At 63.8% G+C, this 19,693-nt stretch carries 15 protein-coding genes and 1 riboswitch; of the genes, 4 read left to right on the top strand and 11 right to left on the bottom strand.

Annotated features, from left to right (window positions below; translation table 11 throughout):
• Positions 1-123 precede the first annotated feature (123 nt).
• From metF to NOX35_RS03105, 11 genes are all read right to left on the bottom strand, one after another.
• Positions 124-951 (bottom strand): methylenetetrahydrofolate reductase [NAD(P)H], encoded by an 828-nt coding sequence (metF, locus tag NOX35_RS03155; protein ID WP_003061724.1) that lies wholly within the window; start codon positions 949-951, stop codon positions 124-126.
• Positions 952-1,068: 117 nt separating this feature from the next.
• Positions 1,069-2,265, bottom strand: coding sequence for a TlyA family RNA methyltransferase (locus NOX35_RS03150; RefSeq protein WP_256495685.1), 1,197 nt, complete (start codon positions 2,263-2,265; stop codon positions 1,069-1,071).
• A gap of 310 nt (positions 2,266-2,575) precedes the next feature.
• Positions 2,576-4,006, bottom strand: coding sequence for an adenosylhomocysteinase (ahcY, locus tag NOX35_RS03145; protein ID WP_054074378.1), 1,431 nt, complete (start codon positions 4,004-4,006; stop codon positions 2,576-2,578).
• A 75-nt stretch (positions 4,007-4,081) separates the two neighbouring features.
• A riboswitch (S-adenosyl-L-homocysteine riboswitch) is annotated at positions 4,082-4,178 on the bottom strand.
• Positions 4,179-4,196: 18 nt separating this feature from the next.
• On the bottom strand, positions 4,197-4,904 hold the full coding sequence (locus NOX35_RS03140) for a response regulator (RefSeq protein ID WP_182285571.1): 708 nt from the start codon (positions 4,902-4,904) through the stop codon (positions 4,197-4,199).
• 34 nt (positions 4,905-4,938) lie between these two features.
• Positions 4,939-7,632 carry a sensor histidine kinase KdpD gene (locus tag NOX35_RS03135; RefSeq protein WP_182285570.1) on the bottom strand — a complete coding sequence of 898 codons (2,694 nt, stop codon included), beginning with the start codon at positions 7,630-7,632 and terminating at the stop codon, positions 4,939-4,941.
• Positions 7,633-7,661: 29 nt separating this feature from the next.
• Positions 7,662-8,549, bottom strand: a complete 888-nt coding sequence (locus NOX35_RS03130; RefSeq protein WP_256495684.1) for a TorF family putative porin — start codon at positions 8,547-8,549, stop codon at positions 7,662-7,664.
• Positions 8,550-8,636: 87 nt separating this feature from the next.
• Positions 8,637-10,727 (bottom strand): potassium-transporting ATPase subunit KdpB, encoded by a 2,091-nt coding sequence (gene kdpB, locus NOX35_RS03125; protein ID WP_182285568.1) that lies wholly within the window; start codon positions 10,725-10,727, stop codon positions 8,637-8,639.
• Positions 10,728-10,730: 3 nt separating this feature from the next.
• The gene (gene kdpC, locus NOX35_RS03120; RefSeq protein ID WP_305881699.1) at positions 10,731-11,444 is read right to left on the bottom strand and encodes a K(+)-transporting ATPase subunit C; all 714 of its coding nucleotides are present in this window, start codon (positions 11,442-11,444) and stop codon (positions 10,731-10,733) included.
• 64 nt (positions 11,445-11,508) lie between these two features.
• A complete protein-coding gene (gene kdpA, locus NOX35_RS03115; RefSeq protein ID WP_256495683.1) occupies positions 11,509-13,215 on the bottom strand; it encodes a potassium-transporting ATPase subunit KdpA in 1,707 nt (568 codons plus the stop codon).
• Positions 13,216-13,330: 115 nt separating this feature from the next.
• The gene (gene kdpF / locus NOX35_RS03110; protein ID WP_003059029.1) at positions 13,331-13,426 is read right to left on the bottom strand and encodes a K(+)-transporting ATPase subunit F; all 96 of its coding nucleotides are present in this window, start codon (positions 13,424-13,426) and stop codon (positions 13,331-13,333) included.
• A gap of 108 nt (positions 13,427-13,534) precedes the next feature.
• Positions 13,535-14,809, bottom strand: coding sequence for an MFS transporter (locus tag NOX35_RS03105; protein ID WP_256495682.1), 1,275 nt, complete (start codon positions 14,807-14,809; stop codon positions 13,535-13,537).
• 266 nt (positions 14,810-15,075) lie between these two features.
• Between NOX35_RS03105 and NOX35_RS03100 the strand changes: the two genes are divergently transcribed.
• The 4 genes from NOX35_RS03100 to NOX35_RS03085 all read left to right on the top strand — a co-directional run bounded on the left by NOX35_RS03100 (position 15,076) and on the right by NOX35_RS03085 (position 19,626).
• Complete coding sequence (locus tag NOX35_RS03100; protein ID WP_182285564.1) at positions 15,076-16,704, top strand: peptide chain release factor 3; 1,629 nt, start codon at positions 15,076-15,078, stop codon at positions 16,702-16,704.
• A 167-nt stretch (positions 16,705-16,871) separates the two neighbouring features.
• Entirely contained in the window at positions 16,872-17,672 is an 801-nt protein-coding gene (locus NOX35_RS03095) for an HAD-IIB family hydrolase (protein ID WP_256495681.1), read from the top strand.
• Positions 17,673-17,922: 250 nt separating this feature from the next.
• Positions 17,923-18,909 (top strand): TRAP transporter substrate-binding protein, encoded by a 987-nt coding sequence (locus NOX35_RS03090; RefSeq protein ID WP_034364127.1) that lies wholly within the window; start codon positions 17,923-17,925, stop codon positions 18,907-18,909.
• Between the two features lie 201 nt (positions 18,910-19,110).
• Entirely contained in the window at positions 19,111-19,626 is a 516-nt protein-coding gene (locus NOX35_RS03085) for a TRAP transporter small permease (RefSeq protein WP_256495680.1), read from the top strand.
• The last annotated feature ends 67 nt before the right edge of the window (positions 19,627-19,693 follow it).

Here is a 19,693-nt window from a genome sequence, read left to right as displayed (position 1 = left end):
GCAAGACCTATCCACTGACAACAACGCAAGCGCCAAAATTTCGGTTGCACGGGCGCAATCTCCTTGAAAGCTCAAGTGAGAGCCGCCCAAGACCGGCCGCCTCGCAGCCGGCAAGCTTTTGGCTTACAGACCCAGACGGTCGCAGATCTCCAGAGTGGCGACGCTCTGGTTCATCGTATAGAAGTGCAGCCCGGGAGCACCCTGGCTGCGCAACTGCTCGCATAGATGAGTCACGACATCCAGACCGAACGCACGAATGGAAGCGGTGTCATCTCCGAACGCCTGCAGACGCAGACGAATCCAGCGCGGAATCTCGGCACCACATGCATCCGAGAAGCGCATCAGCTGTGTAGAGCTGGTAATCGGCATGATTCCTGGCACGACCGGCACGTCAAGCCCCAGAGCCCTCACCTCATCGACAAAGCGCATGTATGCGTCGGCATTGTAGAAGTATTGCGTGATGGCGGAATCTGCACCAGCGCGCACTTTAGCAACAAATGCGTCCAGATCGCTGCGAGGGGACTTTGCTTGAGGGTGAGTTTCGGGATAGGCGGCAACTTCGATGTGAAACCAGTCGCCGAACTCCTGGCGCACGAATGCCACCAGATCGCTGGCGTACTGGAACTCGCCGCCCAGGCCGTAGCCGCTGGGCAGGTCGCCGCGCAAGGCGACGATGCGCTTGACGCCCATGGCCTTGAGTTCGTTCAGCTCGGCGCGCACTTTTTCATGCGTGGCGCCGATGCAGGAAAAGTGCGAGGCCGCGCCCACACCCTCGTTCTGGATGTCGCGCACCATGGTGAAGGTGCCGGCCTGGGTGGAGCCGCCCGCGCCATAGGTCACGGAGCAGAACTCGGGCTTGCGCGCATACAGGGCCTGGCGCACGCCCACATGCTTGGCAGCGCCTTCGGGCGTCTTGGTGGGAAAAAACTCGAAGCTGACGGGAAAGCTCATGGCGGTCTATGTCTCTGAATCCTGGGTCATGGGCGGGCTCCGAAGACTCGGCACCCGCCACGCTCTTGTGCTCAGCGCTGCTTGCGCTTTCTACTCAACGCTCGTTGCGCTTTTTGCTCAGCGCTCGTTTCGCTTTTTCTGCTTGCTGCGGGCCGGGCCGGGCTGGCCGAAGCTGGCCACCTCGGGGTCTTCATACAGCTCCTGCTTGGCGCGCTGGGCCTTGATGTCGGCACGCGAAGGGCGCTTGGCGGCCGCCTTGACGGCAGGCCTGGCCGCAGCCGCTTCGTCTGCAACGGCCGGGGCCGGAGCCCTGACTTCAGCGCCCTGCTGGGCCCAGACAAAGAATTCGTGATTGCCGTCGCCGCCTTCTATGGGCGAGTCCAGCCACTGCTTGACGCTCAGCCCCAGATCGCCGAGGCAGTCGCGAATGCGCTTTTCGACCTCGGCGTACAAGGCAGTGTCGCGCACGATGCCGCCCTTGCCGATCTGGCCGGGCTGGAGCTCGAACTGGGGCTTGACCAGCATCAGCAGCTGGCCATGGGGCTTGAGCAGCTGCACCACGGCAGGCAGCACCAGGGTCAGCGAGATGAAGGACAGATCTCCGGTCACGAAATCAAAGGCCGGGCTGATGTCGATATTCTCGGTGCCGGGCTTGCGGCGCAGTTCCACCGGAGCCAGGCCCTCGGCCCTGGCCTTGGCCTTGGCGGCGCGCTCGGCCTTGAAGCTCTCGACATCCTGCTCCTTGGCATCGTCGCTGTCGTCATAGTCCTCATCGACCTGACCGCCGTTGCGCATCCAGGCATAGGGAGCGACGGGCTGGGTGTCGTTGTCCTCTTCTTCCTCGATGACTTCGCACAGCGCCTCGTCGCAGGCTTTTTCCAGCAGCTCGGGCGTCAGCGCGCGGGCGTTGAAGCCCTCGACGCAGACCACGCGCTCGTCATTTTTCAGGCACTCATGCAGCTGGCCGTGGCCCACGTCGATGCCGATGACCTGGGTTGCACCGGCCTGCAGCAGGCAATCGGTGAAGCCGCCCGTGCTCTGGCCCACGTCCAGACAGCGCAAACCCTTGACGCTCAGGCCGGTCGCGGCCAGCGCGCCTTCGAGCTTGAGCCCGCCGCGCGAGATGTATTTGGCCTCGGCGGCGTCCAGCAGCTGCAGCTCGGCACCGGCAGGAATGTCATCGCCGTTCTTGGCCACCTTCTTCCAGGGCGCCAGCGGCGTCAGGCGCCACTCCACACCCGAGGCGATCAGGCGCTGGGCCTGGGAACGGGTGGCAGCATGACCTGCTTCAACCAGAAAAACATCTGCGCGCATAGCGTCGCTTCCTTTGAAATAAACCGGCGCCAGGCGCTGCACAAAGGTGCAGCGGGCAAAGAAATCTTTTGAGATAGCTGCTTTCGCTTGATACATCCTGATTTCAGATAAATATTCACCTGAAATCTATATATAACGTGCGCAAGCAGCTATTAAATTTAAATAACGACAGCCGCTCACTAATACTGGCAGAGCCTAGCAAAGTGACAGCGAGCAAGCGCCGCCGCGCAGCAAAGCTGTCGTCCCCCTCCCCTAGCGCGCAGCGCGTAGAGAGAGAGGGGGAAGGCGCAAAGCGCCTCAGGGGGTGCTATTAATAGCGGTAAGTTTCAGGCTTGTAAGGGCCTTGCTTGCTCACGCCGATATAAGCGGCTTGCTCGTCGCTCAGCTCGGTCAGCATGGCACCGACCTTCTTCAGGTGCAGGCGGGCGACCTTTTCGTCCAGGATCTTGGGCAGCACATAGACCTTGCCCACTTCGTAGGCATCGGGGCGGGTGAACAGCTCGATCTGCGCCAGGGTCTGGTTGGCGAAGGAGTTGGACATCACAAAGCTGGGGTGGCCGGTGGCGCAGCCCAGGTTCACCAGACGGCCCTTGGCCAGCAGGGTGATCTTCTTGCCGTCGGGAAACTCGATCTGGTCCACCTGGGGCTTCACTTCTTCCCACTTGTACTTTTCGATCGAAGCCACATCGATTTCGTTGTCGAAGTGACCGATGTTGCAGACGATGGCCTGATCCTTCATGGCAACCATGTGCTCGTGGCGGATGATGTCCTTGTTGCCGGTGGTGGTCACGAAGATGTCGGCCTTGTCGGCAGCGTATTCCATGGTCACGACCTTGTAGCCTTCCATGGCGGCCTGCAGGGCGTTGATGGGGTCGATCTCTGTCACCCACACCTGGGCCGACAGCGCGCGCAGAGCCTGGGCGGAGCCCTTGCCCACGTCGCCGTAGCCGGCCACGCAAGCCACCTTGCCGGCGATCATCACGTCGGTGGCGCGCTTGATGCCGTCCACCAGCGATTCGCGGCAGCCGTACAGGTTGTCGAACTTGGACTTGGTCACCGAGTCGTTGACGTTGATGGCGCGGAACAGCAGCGTGCCCTTGGCCGACATTTCGTTCAGGCGGTGCACACCGGTGGTGGTTTCCTCGGTCACGCCCATGATCTGGGCCGACTTGCGGCTGTACCAGGTGGGGTCCACGGCCAGCTTGGCCTTGATGGCGGCGAAGACGATGCGCTCTTCTTCCGAGCCGGGGTTGGCCAGCACGGACAGGTCCTTCTCGGCGCGCTTGCCCAGGTGCATGAGCATGGTGGCATCGCCGCCGTCGTCCAGGATCATGTTGGGGCCTTCGCCTTCGGTGCCGGCAGCACCGAATTCAAAGATGGAGTGGGTGTAGTTCCAGTAGTCTTCCAGCGACTCGCCCTTGATGGCGTAGACAGGCACGCCGGTTTCGGCGATGGCGGCAGCTGCGTGGTCCTGGGTCGAGAAGATGTTGCACGAGGCCCAGCGCACTTGTGCGCCCAGAGCCGTCAGCGTCTCGATCAGCACGGCCGTCTGGATGGTCATGTGCAGCGAGCCTGTGATGCGCGCGCCCTTCAGGGGCTGGGCAGCGGCGAACTCCTCGCGCACGGCCATCAGACCGGGCATTTCGGTTTCGGCGATCCTGATTTCCTTGCGGCCCCAGGCAGCCAGGGAAATATCGGTAATGGCCGAATCAGCGGGGTTGAAGCGCACGGCAGCGTTCATGGTTTTCTCCAAATCTTGAATGAAAAACCACGTTCTGCAGCAGAGGGGGAATAAACCGGCTCACCGCACAGAAAGCGTGGGCGAGCGTCGTTGCGGGATGAAATCCGAGCCTCACGCCCCGCGCAGACCAGCTCATGGCTGGCTGGGGAACGCTGCAACGCTCCTCGGATGGAGGGCGATTATAAGGGAATCAGCCTTCCAGGCCCACCAAGCGATAACCGACTTGCAACTCGGTTACCAGATGCCGGGGCTGGGCCGGATCGCTCTCTATCTTCTGGCGCAGGTTGGCCATGTGCACGCGCAGATAGTGAGGGCGGTCCAGATACTCCGCCCCCCAGACCTGCAGCAGCAGCTGGCGATGCGTCAGCACCTTGCCATGGCCGGCAATCAGCGTCGCCAGCAGACGGAACTCTATGGGCGTCAGGTGCACGGCCACTCCGTCACGCTTGACATCGTGCGCCGCCAGATCCACCTCCACCGCGCCGAAACGCGCACAGTTGCCGGGCTTGTCTGCCGCCGATGCCTGCTGGCGGCGGCGCAGCATCACGCGCAACCTGGCCAGCAGCTCGGGCACGCCAAAGGGCTTGGTCAGGTAATCATCGGCACCGGCGTCCAGCGCCGCCACCTTTTCCTCTTCCCGCTCGCGCGCGGACAGGATCAGAATCGGCAACTGGCTCCAGCCGCGCAGCTCGGCAATCACGGTCTTGCCATCGGCATCGGGCAGCCCCAGGTCCAGCACCACGGCGTCGGGCTGTCGGCTGGCGGCCTCGATCAGGCCGCGCCTGGCGGTTTCGGACTCGAACACCTGCCAGCCTTCGTCCTCCAGTGCCAGGCGGACAAAGCGGCGGATGCTGGCGTCGTCTTCAATCAGCAAAATGCGGGGGGCGGAGCTCGTCATGTCGGGATTTCAATTGATGCACGAGATTGTCGGCTCATTCGTCCATGGCCGGTTGCTCGGGCACGGGCAGGTGTACGCTGAAAATGGTGCCCGGCCCGGGGTCTGCCGCCGCCACCCGCAATCTGCCGCCATGGGCTTGCACAATGCGCTGAGCCAGAGCCAGCCCGAGCCCCATGCCAAACACGGCACTCTCCGCCTGCCCACGGGTAAACGGCTCGAACAGTTGCTCAGCCGACAGATGCCCGGGCAGGCCCGGCCCCGCGTCCTGCACGCTCAGCACACAGTCGCCGTCGGTCACGCTGGCGCCCATGGTGATCGTCGTGCCTTCGGGCGTGTACTTGATGGCGTTGTCCAGCAGATTGACCAGCACACGCTCCATCAGCACGGCATCGAGCTGCAGCAAGGGCAGATCTGCCGGCAGCGAGGTCTGCAGCACATGAGCGGCCAGTCGCTCGCGCATCTGCGCCAGCGCGCTACCCACCAGCTCGTCCACCGGCAGCCATTCGCGCTTGAGCTGCACACCGCCTTGCTGCAGGCGCGCCATGGCCAGCAGGTTGTCCACCAGTTGCTGCAGCGCCTGAGCCTGATTGCGAATCTGCACCAGCATATGATGCGCCGGCCCTTGCGGCGCATGCGGCAAGGCCGCCTGGGCCGCACCCAGAATGCCCGTCAGCGGCGTACGCAGATCATGCGAGACAGCCGAGAGCAAGGTGTTGCGCATGCGCTCGCCCTCCATGGCGATCTGGGTCTGCTGCGCCACCTCCACAAAGTGCACACGCTCCAATGCCAGGGCGATCTGGCTGGCACAGGCTTCAAGCAGGCGTCGCTCCTCAGGCACTCGCAATCGTTGCGGCGCACGCAACTGCAGCACCAGCACGCCGCGCGAGCGCACGGGCGCCATCAGCGGTACATAAAGCGCCGGCGCGGCAGCCAGGGTATCGGTGCCGTGGCCGGCCATCTGGCCATGCTCCATGCTCCAGCGACCCACGCTGGTGTCGATCTGGGCTTCGCTGCCATGCGCCAGCTGCAAGCGCTCATCGGCATCGGGCACCAGCAGCCCGGTCTGGGCATCAAAAACGCCTGAAATCGTAGCCAGCGCAATTTGCGTGACCTGCTCCTGCGTCAGCGCACCCGACAGATCACGCGCCAGCCTGGCCAGCGCGCCGGCACGTCGTTCGCGCTCTGCGGCCACGCGCGCCTCGTGGCGCAGCCGCGCCGTCAGCTGGCCGCAGACCAGGGCCACACCCAGCATCAGGCTGAAGGTGAACAGGTATTGCGTATCGTTGACGCTGAAAGAGTTGCGCGGCGGCACAAAATAAAAATCGAACAGCAGCACCGACAACAGGGCCGCCCATGCTCCGGGGCCGCGCCCCCAGCGCACGGCGGACAGCACCACCACCAGCAGGAAAAGCATGACCACATTGGCCGGGTCGAACACCCGCAGCAGCAGCTCCGCCACCGCCGTAGCGGCCAGGCATGCCAAGGTCACGCCCGCGTAGCCCTTCCACGGAATGGTCTTTTCACGCGCCGCCGGCAATCGCAAGGTGCTGTCATTCTTGCTTTGCTTGACGGACAGCAGCAGCACGTCCAGGCCGGGATCCAGCGCCGCAATCTGTTCGGACAGGCTGGAGGCACGCCAGCGCAGCCAGCGGCTCAAAGGTTCATGCACACGTGCCAGCACCAGATGACTGGCATTGCGCTCACGCGCAAAGTCCACCAGAGCCTGGGCCACATGGGCACCTGGAATCGTGGCCGTTTCCGCGCCCAGGCGCGCAGCCAGCGCCAGGGTCTTGAGCACGGCCTCCTGCGCCGCCCGAGGCCGATGCTGGCGCTCCGGAGCATCCACGTAGACCACCACCCAGTCGGCCTCCAGCCGCCTTGCCAGGCGTGCCACCTGGCGCACCAGGGCATCGTCACCGGCGCGGCCGCCGACGCCCACCAGCAGGCGCTCGCGCGTGGGCCAGACATCGCCGATGGAGCGCTCGCGGCGGTAGTCGCGCATGTCTTCATCGACACGATCTGCCGTGCGGCGCAAGGCCAGCTCGCGCAGTGCCAGCAAATTGCCCTGGCGAAAGAAGTTGCGCGAGGCCCGCTCGGCCTGCTCCAGCGGATAGACCTTGCCCGACTTGAGGCGCTTGAGCAGCTCTTCGGGTGGAATGTCGACCACGATGACCTCGTCGGCATCGTCAAAGATATGGTCGGGAACGGTCTCATGGACCTGTATGCCCACAATGCCGCCCACCACATCATTGAGGCTTTCCAGGTGCTGGACGTTGAGCGTGGTCCACACCTCGATACCCGCCTCCAGCAGCTCCTGCACATCCTGCCAGCGCTTGGGATGGCGTGAGCCGCTCACATTGCTGTGTGCCAGCTCGTCGAGCAGCAGCACCTCCGGGCGGCGTGCCAGAGCTGCATCGAGATCGAACTCGTCCAGCTGCCTGCCCTGGTAGGCCAGCGTGCGCCGCGGCAGCAGCTCCAGGTCATGCAGTTGCTGCTCGGTCTCGGCACGGCCATGCGTTTCCACCAGCCCCACCAGAACCTTGCGCCCGGCCTGCCGCTCGCGCTGCGCGGCCGCCAGCATGGAATAGGTCTTGCCCACTCCGGCATTGGAGCCGAAGTAGATGCGCAGCTTGCCGAGATGGGCGCGCTGCCGGTCTGCCTGAAGTTGAGCGACCAACGCGTCGGGGTCGGGGCGCTGCGCGGCGGATGAAGGTGTGGATGAAGGCATCAGGCGATCAGCGTATCACTCAAGCCCGGTCAGAACCCGGCACTCAGGCCAAGCAGCCAGCCGCTGCGCGCCAGATCACGCCATTGGCCACGACTGTTGACGGCGCTGTAGTACCTGGCATCGGCCGAGGTGCCCGCGTACGCAAGCGATGCTGTCCATGGGCCCCAGGCCCTGGATAGCGAGATGCGCCAGTCGGCATAGGAAACATCGCTGTAGTTGCGCACCCAGGTATAGCCGCCATGCAGGCCCAAGGTGGCGAGATCGCCCAGCGGATGCTGATAGTTCAGATCCAGATACTGGCTGCCGCGACTGCTGCCCGCTGGTTGCAGCGCAGTGGCGAACGCCGAGTCGGCGGTACTCTCGCCCAGGCCGAAATAAGGCGTCAGCGCCACAGACCATTTGATGCTCAGACCACCATGAGTCGTCCCCAGATAGAGCTCGGTGGTGTCAAAGCGTTTGCTGCTGCCATCGCTTGCGCCCAGGCGGGCGCCGGGATAGCGGTACTGCAAAACCCCGGCATCCAGCAACCAGTCAGGCACGAGCTCGCCGCGCCAGCCACCATAGATATCGTGCTCCAGCCCCTGGCCCCGGCCGTAGCTGTTGGTAGAGACATTGGACAGCGACGTGCCCAGATAGAAGCCCTTGGGCAAGGCCAGTTCCACTGCGCCCTGCACGGCCGCACCTTGCCAGGTCTGCGAGATGCCGCGAAAGCGGTAGTCACTGATCAGGCTCAGCGAGCCGGTCAGGGAAGACTTGCTGTCGGCCGGCACAGCAGCTGTGGTTTCAGAAGCAGATTGCGCTGTTGCCTCCTCGGCAGCAGAGGAATTGGCACAGCTCAAGGCAGTCATCAACAACGCAGAGCTGATGACCCAGGAACGCGATGTGTGAAATGTTTTTTGGGGAAGGGAAAGACGCATGATGGTGAAGCAAACAGATCAGACTTGCCGCGCCCGCCGGGGACGCGGACAAGCCAGAGAAACGAGAGAGCAAGGCCTGGATAGGACTTAGACGAGGCCCAGAACGGTCAGCAGCATGTCGATGAGCTTGATGCCCACAAACGGCACGATCAGCCCGCCCAGGCCATAGATCAGCAGGTTTCGGCGCAGCAGCAGGGCCGCACCCACGGCGCGATACTGCACACCACGCAAGGCCAGCGGCACCAGGGCGATGATGATCAGTGCATTGAAGATCACGGCACTCAGGATCGCGGAATCCGCGCTGTGCAGCTGCATCACGTTGAGCGAGGCCAGTTGCGGATAAGTGCCCACAAAGGCGGCCGGAATGATGGCGAAATACTTGGCCACATCGTTGGCAATGCTGAAGGTGGTCAGCGCGCCGCGTGTCATCAGCATCTGCTTGCCGGTTTCCACCACCTCGATCAGCTTGGTGGGGTTGCTGTCCAGATCCACCATGTTGCCGGCCTCTTTGGCAGCCTGGGTGCCGCTGTTCATGGCCACGGCCACATCGGCCTGGGCCAGGGCCGGCGCATCGTTGGTTCCGTCCCCCGTCATTGCCACCAGGCGGCCCGCCGCCTGGTGCGAGCGGATCAGCTGCAGCTTGTCTTCGGGCTTGGCTTCGGCAAGGTAGTCATCCACCCCGGCCTCGGCGGCAATGGCAGCTGCCGTCAGCGGGTTGTCGCCCGTCACCATCACCGTCTTTATGCCCATGCGGCGCAGTTCGGCAAATCGGTCACGCATGCCTGGCTTGACGATGTCCTTGAGCTCGATCACGCCCAGCACCTTGGCGCCATCGGCCACCACCAAAGGCGTGCTGCCCTTGCGCGAGACGTTATCCACGGACAGTTGCACCTGAGCCGGGAAGCTGCCTCCCAGCGCCTCGACATGCCGGCGCACGGCATCGGCGGCTCCCTTGCGCAAGCTGCGCAAGCCTTGCGGGCTCTGCAGATCCACCCCACTCATACGCGTCTGTGCGGTAAAGGGGACGAACTCGCCCGGAAAATCCGCACTGCTGCGATCGGGCAAGCCATGGCGCTCCCTGGCCAGAGCCACCACGCTGCGGCCTTCAGGTGTTTCATCTGCCAGAGATGACAGCTGTGCGGCTTCGGCCAGTTGCGCGGCGCTCATTCCGGGAGCCGGCAGAAACTCGCAGGCCTGGCGGTTTCCCAGGGTGATGGTGCCGGTCTTGTCCAGCAGCAGCACGTCCACATCACCGGCAGCCTCCACGGCCCGGCCCGAAGTGGCAATGACATTGGCCTGCATCATGCGGCTCATGCCCGCCACGCCAATGGCCGACAGCAGGCCGCCAATGGTGGTCGGAATCAGGCAGACCAGCAGCGCAATCAGCACGGCAATACCGACCACCGAGCCCGTTCCGGCCTGTGACACCGCAAAGGCCGAGAAAGGCCACAGCGTGACGATGACCAGCAGAAAGACCAGCGTCAGCCCTACGAGCAAAATCGTCAGAGCCATCTCGTTCGGAGTCTTCTGGCGCTTGGCCGACTCGACCATGGAGATCATGCGATCCAGAAACGACTCGCCGGGGTTTACCGTGACTTCCACCACCAGCCAGTCCGACAGCACGCGCGTGCCGCCGGTCACCGACGAGAAGTCGCCTCCGGCCTCGCGGATCACGGGTGCGGATTCGCCGGTGATCGCGCTTTCGTCCACCGAAGCAACGCCTTCTATCACCGTACCGTCAAGCGCAATCGTGTCGCCGGCTTCCACGAAGATGACCACGCCCTTGCGCAGTTCGCTGGCGCGCATGGGAATCCATGAGCTGCCGAAATGCGGTTGCTGCAGCAGCTTGGCCACGGTATCGCGCTTCATGCCGCGCAGGCTGGCGGCCTGGGCGCGGCTGCGGCCCTCGGCCAATGCTTCGGCAAAGTTGGCAAACAGCACGGTGAACCACAGCCACAGCGCAATCGCCAGAACAAAGCCGCTGTTCTCGCTGCCCGGCTCCATCAGGCTCTGCCACCACAACAGACTGCTCAGGATCGCGCCCAGATACACCACAAACATCACTGGGTTGGCCCACTGCGTACGCGGCGAGAGTTTGCGCACCGCATCTCCCAGAGCCGACTTCACCAGCCTGGCATCGAGCAGGCTGCGGCCTGCCGTCATTTTCTTTGTGCTCATGGCTTACTCCTTCACTGCGCTGCTAGCGGGCTGCAAGGCGTCCAGCGCCAGATTGAGCTGCAGCACATTCACGCGCGGCTCCCCCAGCAAACCCAGGCTGCGCTTCTCCGTGGCCTGGGCCAGCAGCTCCTGCAGCCTGGCCTGGGGCAGCTGACGTGCCTGCGCCACACGAGCTAGCTGAAGCAGGGCATTGGCCATCGAGATATGCGGGTCCAGGCCCGATGCCGACGCCGTGACCGCATCCACCGGCACCGCCAGGTCTGCGGGCAGACCGTTATCGGCGCGGTACTGCGCGACACGCTGCGCCACGGCTTCGGACAGGTCCTTGTGCGTTGCCCCCTGGTTGCTGGCACCAGACAGGCCGGCGTTGTAGGGATCCGCCATGTTTGCCCCGTCCTGGTTCGGATCGGGAGCGACCGTGGCGCTGGGACGGCCATGGAAGTACTGCGGCCCGGTGAATTGCTGGCCGATCAGAGCAGAGCCCACGATCCGGCCCTGGCGCTCGATCAGGCTGCCATTGGCTGCATGGGGAAACAGTGCCTGCGCCACACCCGTGGTCAGCAAGGGATAGGCAATGCCGGAGACCGCCATCACCAGCAGGGCCGTGCGCACGCTGCTGCCCAGCAGACGTGGCCAGGAGGCGGATTGCGCCTCGGGCTGCGCTTGTGCATGGCTTGACAGCACGGAAGCGCAAAGAGTTTGAGTCGATGTTTTCATGATTTGCTCCCTGGTCTGCAGCCGTGCATGGACTGCAGACCATTGGCATCGATTGGATAGAACGTTAGGCGTACAGCTGAGCCACCAGCATTTGCAGGTGCTCGATCACGGGCCCCAGGGCCAGCGCCGGCAGAAAGGTCAGACCGCCCACCACCAACACCACGAACACCAGCAGACCCATGAACAGCGGTGTGGCCGTGGGGAAAGTACCCGGGCCTGCGGGCACGGTGGCCTTGGCAGCCAGGCTGCCGGCAACGGCCAGCATGGGCAGCAGCGTCAGGAAGCGCCCCGCCAGCATGGCCAGGCCCGTGGTGGTGTTGAAGAAGGGCGTGTTGGCATTCAGCCCTGCAAAGGCCGAGCCGTTGTTGGCCGTGGCTGAGGCATAGGCGTAGAGAATCTCCGAGAAGCCATGCGGGCCGCGGTTGTTGAGGCTGGCTGCAGCATCCGGCCAGAGCGCGGCCAGCGCCGTGAAGCCCAGAATGCTGGCCGGCGGCACCAGCACCGCAAGCATGACCAGCTTGATCTCGCGCACCTCGATCTTCTTGCCCAGGAATTCAGGGGTACGGCCAATCATCATGCCGGCCAGAAACACCGTGAGGATGGCGTACTGAATCAGGTTGATCAGCCCCACGCCGTCACCGCCGAAGACGCAGTTGAGCATCATCTGTGCCAGCGGCGTGATGCCGCCCAGCGGCGTCAGCGAATCATGCATGGCGTTGACCGAACCCGTGGTGGCCGCTGTCGTGGTGGCCACAAACAAGGCTGTATCGGCAATGCCGAAGCGCAGCTCCTTGCCCTCCATATTGCCGCCGCTCTGGGTCAGGCTGTATTGCTGATCGGCTCCGGCGCGCGCCAGCAGCTGGCTGCCGTTTTGCTCGGCCACAAACACCAGGCTCAGAAAGCCGACGAACATCACCATGCAGGCCGCGAACAGCACCCAGCCCTGCTTGCGGCGCAGCAGCATGGAGCCAAAGGCGTAGGTCATGCCGGCCGGGATCAGCAGCATCGAGAGAATGTGCAGCAGATTGGTCAGCGGCGTCGGATTCTCGAACGGATGGGCTGCATTCATGCCGAAGAAGCCGCCGCCATTCGTGCCCAGATGCTTGATGCTCTCCAGGCTGGCCACGGGCCCCATCAGCAGCTGCTGGCGGCCACCTTCGAGCGTCGTCGCCACGGTTTCGGCGTGCAGGGTCTGCGGGATGCCCTGCCAGACATAGACCAGGGCCATGATGAAGGACAACGGCAGCAACACACGCCAGAACACGCGCACGAAGTCGACCCAGAAGTTGCCGATATCCTGTGCGCTTGACCGCGCCAGACCGCGCACAAAACCGGCGCCCGCGGCGACACCGGTGGTGGCACCGGCAAACATCAGGAAGGTGATGACCACCATCTGCGTCGCATTGCTCAGGCTGTTCTCACCCGCGTAGGCCTGCCAGTTGGTATTGGTGATGAAGGAAGCTGCGGTGTTGAAAGCCAGGTCGGGCGCCTGCGCCGCAATCTCCAGCGGGTTCAGCGGCAGCGCGCCCTGCAGGCGCAGCAGCAGATAACCCAGCAGCATCATCAGCGCATTGCTCAGGACCAGAGCGGCGCCATAGCGCTTCCAGCCCATGCGCTCCTGCGGATTCACGCCCATGACCCGGTAGCTCAGGCGCTCCAGCCAGCCATGACGCTCGCTGGTAAAGCAGCGCGCCAGCCACTGGCCCATGGGTATGGTCAGCAAGGTTGCCGCAGTCAGCACGGCGGCAAATTCCATCCAGGGTAACCACATGATGTACCCCTTTCAAAGACGCGCCAGGGCGCGCACAAAGCCCAGCAGTCCGACAAAGCAGACCACCGTCAGGCTCACAAAAATCAGGTCTTGCAGCACTTGCATGGCAGCCCCTTCAGAATTTCTCGGGGCGCAGCAGCGCATAGCCCAAATAGGCAAACAGCCCCAGCGCCGTCAGGGCGGCCAGGGCTTCGATCCAGGTGATGCTCATTTCATTCCTCCCGCAAGCCGTTCACGCGGCTTGATTGCGATGGAGGAACTGTAGAAATTCGCCCGTCAAGAACGGGTAGAGATTGGGCTTGCCGATATCAAGACGGCATCAAGAAGCGGCCCGATTCGCGGCCGCAACCCCGGCCAGCCACTGCACGCGCAAGGCCAGCGCGATGACCAGAGCCAGCACAGCCAAGGCCACGGAGCCGACGCCCGTCCAGCCCCAGCGCGACCAGAACCAGCCCGCCCCGGCCCCCAGCACGCTGGAGCCCATGTAATAGCCCCAGAGGTATAGCGATGATGCGTGCCCCTTGGACTGCGTGGCCAGCCGCCCCACCCAGCCGCTGGCCACCGAATGCGCGACAAAGAAGCCGGCCGTCAGCAGGACGATGCCGAGCACGATGACGGCCAGGGGCTGAAACAGGGTCAGAACCACGCCAGCGGCCATCAGCAAAGCGCCTGCGACCAGCACCGGCCCGCGGCCCAGCCTGTCGGCCAGCCCTCCGGCAATCGGCGAAGCCGCCGTACCCAGCAGGTAGGCGTAGAAGATATGGCTGATCTGCAGCTGGCTCAGACCATAGGGCGAAGCACCGAGCAGAAAGCCGGCATAGTTGTAGATGCTGACAAACACGCCCATCAGGCCAAAGGCGATCAGGAACAGCAGTGGCAGGCCCGGGTGGCGCAGATGCAGACCCCAGGCCTGCAGGTGATACCGGGCCCCCAGCCCGGTCTTCTTGATGAAGTTGCGCGAGCTGGGCAGCAGCCAGACAAAGCCCAGGGCGGCCAGCAGGTCAAGCACCGAAAGCGCAGCCATGGCGTGGCGCCAGCCCCAGAACTCGGTCATGGCGCTCATGCCGACCCGGCCCAGCATGCCGCCCAGAGCCGTGCCGCCCACATACAGGCCCATGGCAAAGCCCAGGCCGGGCGGATCGATCTCCTCGGACAGATAGGCCATGGCCACGGCGGGCACGCCACCCAGCAGCAGGCCTTCCAGCGCGCGTGCAGCCAGCAGCGCATGCCACTGCGGCATCAACGAAGCCAGCAGATTGCACAGCGCCGCCAGCGCCATGGAGATGAACATCAGCTTGCGCCGCCCCAGCCCCTCGGACAAGGCCCCTGCCAGCACGATGGAGCCTGCCAGGCAGGCCGTGGATACCGACAGCGCCAGCGCGCTCTGGGCCGGGCTGACGGCAAAGCTGTGGGCCAGCTCCGGCAGCAGCGGCTGCACGCAGTACAGCAGGGAGAAGGTGGCAAACCCCGCCAGGAACAGCGCCATGCTGACCCGCCAGTACTCGGGCGTGCCGCGCTTGATCCATACCGGGGCGGCAAAGGCTGGAGACTGGGCAGGTAAGGATGGGTTCACATCCTGCGGGGCGCTGTTCATGACGGGAAAATGAGGACCGGAGACAAGGCCCCTATTGTGCTGTGCATCTGCCGGCAGCCACAGCCGCCGGCCTCGCTCAATGGCGTCGCCGGGCCCGCATTTGCCGGAGCATCTCCATGAATTGGCCCTGCCGTTAAAATAAGCGCCCTCAAGACTTATTCACAGGTCTGCCCTGCATGGGTGCGGGCCTGGTGCGGCAAACGAACCGCCGCACCTTTTGTTGTCACAGCCGGCGTTCTCCGGCTGTATTTACAGCTCTCAATACTGTGTCATACGCCCCAGAAACCCGGCGCCGTCGTACGTTCGCCATCATCTCCCACCCGGACGCGGGTAAGACCACGCTGACCGAAAAGCTGCTGCTGTTCTCGGGCGCGATCCAGATTGCCGGCGCCGTCAAGGGCCGCAAGGCATCGCGTCATGCCACCTCCGACTGGATGGAAATCGAAAAGCAGCGCGGCATCTCGGTGGCCTCGTCGGTGATGCAGATGAGCTACCGCGACCATGTGATCAACCTGCTCGACACTCCCGGCCACAAGGACTTCTCGGAAGACACCTACCGCGTGCTGACGGCCGTGGACTCGGCGCTGATGGTGATCGACGCGGCCAACGGCGTGGAGTCGCAGACCCGCCGCCTGATCGAGGTCTGCCGCCAGCGCAACACGCCCATCATCTCCTTCGTCAACAAGTTCGACCGTGAAGTGCGCGACCCGCTGGACATCATGGACGAAGTCGAGCGCGAACTGGGCATGCCCTGCTGCCCCATCACCTGGCCCGTGGGTCAGGGCAAGAGCTTCGGCGGCATCATCAATCTGCAGACGCAGAGCATGACGGTGTTTGCCGCCGGCAGCGAAAAGCGCCCCGAAGACTTCGAAGTCATCCCGCTGACGGAAGTCGACAGGCTGCGCGCCCGCTTCGGCCAGGCCTACGACGATGCCATCGAGAGCATGGAACTGGCCCAGGGCGCATCGGCCGAATGGGATCACCAGGCGTTTCTGGAAGGCAAGCTGACCCCCGTGTTCTTCGGCTCCGGCGTGAACAACTTCGGTGTGATGGAGGTGCTGAACGCCGTGGTCGACATGTCGCCCCCGCCCGGCCCGCGCGTTGCCTTCACCGAAGTGAACCGCCAGCGCGAAGAAGTCACCATCAAACCCGAAGACAAGACCTTCGCAGGCGTGGTGTTCAAGGTGCAGGCGAACATGGATGCCAATCACCGCGACCGCATCGCCTTTGTGCGCGTGGCCAGCGGCAAGTACACGCCCGGCATGAAGATGAAGGTGCAGCGCACCGGCAAGGAGCTGCGTCCCACGTCCGTGGTGACCTTCATGTCGCAGCGCCGCGAGGCCGTCGACGAGGCCTATGCGGGCGACATCATCGGCTTCACGATTCACGGCGGCGTGCAGCTGGGCGACTCCATCACCGACGGCCCCAATCTGCAGTTCACCGGCCTGCCCTTCTTCGCGCCCGAAATGTTCATGACCGTGGTGCTCAAGAACCCGCTGCGTACCAAGCAGCTGCAGCAAGGCCTGATGCAGCTGGGCGAGGAAGGCGCGATTCAGGTCTTCAAGCCCGATGTCGGCGGCAACATGCTGCTGGGCGCCGTGGGTCAGCTGCAGTTCGAAGTGGTGCAGCACCGCCTGAAGACCGAGTACGACTGCGACGTCCGCCTGGAAGGCTGCCAGTACACCGGGGCGCGCTGGATCACGGCCGATTCGCCCGCCGAACTGCGCGAGTTCGAGAACGCCTACCCCATGCGCCTGGCGCACGATGCGGCCGACACCCTGGCCTATCTGTGCACCAGCCCCTATGACGTGCGCCTGGCACAGGAGCGCTTCCCCAAGATCCACTTCCACCCGCTGCGCGAGCATGCGGGCCTGGCACTAGGCTCAGCGAACTGAGCGCGATCCCCCTGAGGCGCTTCGCCTAGGCGGCCCCGCGCCTTCCCCCTCTCTGGCTTCGCCGGAGGGGGACGACGCCCTGAGCGCAAGGGGCTGCCCTTGCTCGGCGTCCCGCCGATGGGCCGCGCCAGGTTCAAGCGTCTTTTGCAATGCATTGAGAGTTTGTTGTGAGCCAAGAATTTCTGCGCCCTTTGTCTGAACTGCAGACACCTGCCAAGCTGCTGGGCGTGCTGACCGATATCGACGACACGCTGACCACCGACGGCGTGGTGCCCGAGCATGTGGTGGCCGCCATTGCGCGCCTCAAGGATGCGGGTCTGAAAGTGGTGCCCATCACCGGCCGTCCCGTGGGCTGGAGCGTGCCGTTTGCATCGGCCTGGCCCGTGGACGCCATCGTGGCCGAAAACGGTGCCGTGGCCCTGCGCCGCAATGCCCAGGGCGGCCTGGACAAGCTCTACCAGCAATCTGCCGATGAGCGTGCCCGCAACTTTGCCCGCATGCAGCAGGTACTCAAGCAGATCGAGGCCACCGTGCCAGGCGCCAAACGCGCCACGGACTCGGCCGGCCGCGAATGCGATATCGCCGTGGATCACAGCGAATTCACGAACATGCCCCAGACACAGATCGATGAATGCGTGGCCATCATGAAGGCGGCCGGCATGAATGCCACCGTCAGCTCCATCCACATCAACGGCTGGTTCGGCGAGCACAACAAGCTCGAAGGCGCGCGCTGGATCGCTCGCGAGCTGTTCGACATCGATCTGGACGCCACGCTGGCGCGCTGGGTGTATATCGGCGACTCGACCAACGACCAGCAGATGTTCGAGCACATGCCCCACAGCGTGGGCGTGGCCAATATCGCGCGCTTCGTGCCCCAGCTCAGGCATCTGCCACGCCATGTGACCACGGCCGAGCGCGGCGACGGTTTTGTGCAGCTCGTGGATCGTTTGCTGGATCAACAGAAATAGTAGCTGCAACCGCTTATTGCTTAATGATTTCACTATCAAGACAATCTGAAATCGTTTGACAGAAAGCGCAAGCAGCTCTCATTTTCAAAGGCCTCCGTGCTTGCCGGCACAGAGGCCTTTTTGATGCCCATCCATCGCCAAACACGATGCATCCACCCGTACAAGACGACCCCCGGATGCGTAAAAACCCACGGTTGGCACTCACTACAATTTTTGATTCATTTCAAAACATTTCTGAGAGACCAACACCATGCGCATGATTCGCCGTACCTTCGTCGCCACGGCCGTGGCAGCAACAGCCGCCCTGACCGCTGGCACTGCATTTGCCCAGGGCAAGGAAGTCAAGATCGGCTATGCGCTGGCCGTCAATTCCCATTACGGCGCTGCCGCCAACGCCTGGGCCGAGGGCGTGGAAAAAGGCACCAACGGTGCCTACAAGTTCAAGCAGTTCCCCGCCTCCGCCCTGGGTGGCGAGCGAGAGCTGATCGAAGGCCTGCAGCTGGGCACCGTGGAAGCCGCCATCGTCTCCACCGGCGCGCTGAGCAACTTCGTGCCCGATGTGGGCGTAGTGGACATCCCCTTCCTGTTCCGCGACACCCAGCACGCACGTGCCGTGATGGACGGCGCTTTTGGTCAGGAGCTGCTGGCCAAGTTCCAGAAGCGCGGCCTGATCGCGCTGGCCTGGGGCGAACAAGGCTTTCGCCATCTGAGCAACAACAAGCATGCCGTCAATGGTGTGCCCGATCTCAAGGGCCTGAAGATCCGCGTGACCGAGAACCCCGTGCACATCACGGCCTTCCGCACCCTGGGTGCCTCGCCCACTCCCATGTCCTGGCCCGAAGTCATCGGTGCGCTGCAGCAAGGCACGATTGACGGCCAGGAGAACCCCATCTCCGTGCTGGTGTCGGCCAAGCTGTGGCAGGTGCAAAAGCACCTGACCCTGACCTCCCACGTCTACGCCCCCATGGCCCTGATCGTGTCGCCCTCGTTCTGGGGATCGCTGAACGCGGCCCAGAAGACCGCCTTCACCGAAGCCGCCAAGAAGGGCGCGCTGGCATCGCGCGCCTTTGTGGACAACGTGGAGAAGAAGGGCGTCGAAGAAGCCAAGGCCAACGGCATGAAGGTCGTGGAAAAGGTCGACCAGACCGCTTTCCGCACCGCGCTGGAGCCCGCGTACAAGGAATACGCCAAGAAGTTCGGCCAGAAGACGCTGGACTCCATCACCGCCGTCAAGTAAGCACTGCCGACATGGGCCTGTCTCCGCGAAGAGGGGCCCGTGCATTTTTCTCCCTCCTGGGCAAGGCAGGTCCTTGCCCGGCTGCGGTCAGCACGAATGGACTTGCGCCAATTCCTGCCGATGATGAAGCAGCTCTCAACTCTGTGACGCAGCCGGCTCTGGCGGCAAGTTTCGCTGCTGCCTCTGCTCACCCCCACTCCTATGCTTGATCGTATCGAACGCATTCTCGTGGCCGGCAATCGCTGGCTGCTGATCTTGCTGCTGCTGGCCATGGCCTGCATCGTCTTTGCCAACGTGGTGCTGCGCTACACCACGGGCGACTCCATCGTCTGGGCCGAAGAAGTGGCCCGCCACATGATGATCTGGGTCACTTTCCTGGGCGCAGGCCTGGTGCTGCGCTTTGGCGGCCATGTGGCCATCGACAATCTGCACCGCAGCGTGAGCACCCGCAAGGCACAGGCCATGCGCGGCTTTGTCGCGCTGATCCTGGCGATCTTCTTTGCCGTGATGACCGTGACCTCGTCGCAGTACGTGTACGCCACGCGCTTTCAGACCACGGCGGCCACGGACATCCCGATCTCCTACATCTACGGCGCCATGCCCGTGGGCTTTGTGCTGATGCTGATCCATCTGCTGTTCATCGCACGCGGCTACATCACCGCAGGCAGCTTCGCCGAGTCCGATGAAATGGATGCGGACGCTGCAGCGTCGATATGAAACACCCCCTGAGTCGCTACGCGCCTTCCCCCTGGAAGGGGGACGACAGCCTCGCTGCGGGGCGGCG

The organism is Comamonas sp. C11, from assembly GCF_024496285.1.
Lineage (GTDB): Bacteria > Pseudomonadota > Gammaproteobacteria > Burkholderiales > Burkholderiaceae_C > Comamonas > Comamonas testosteroni_F.
Note: the sequence above shows the minus strand (reverse complement) of the source record. Positions and strands in the feature narration are given on the sequence as shown.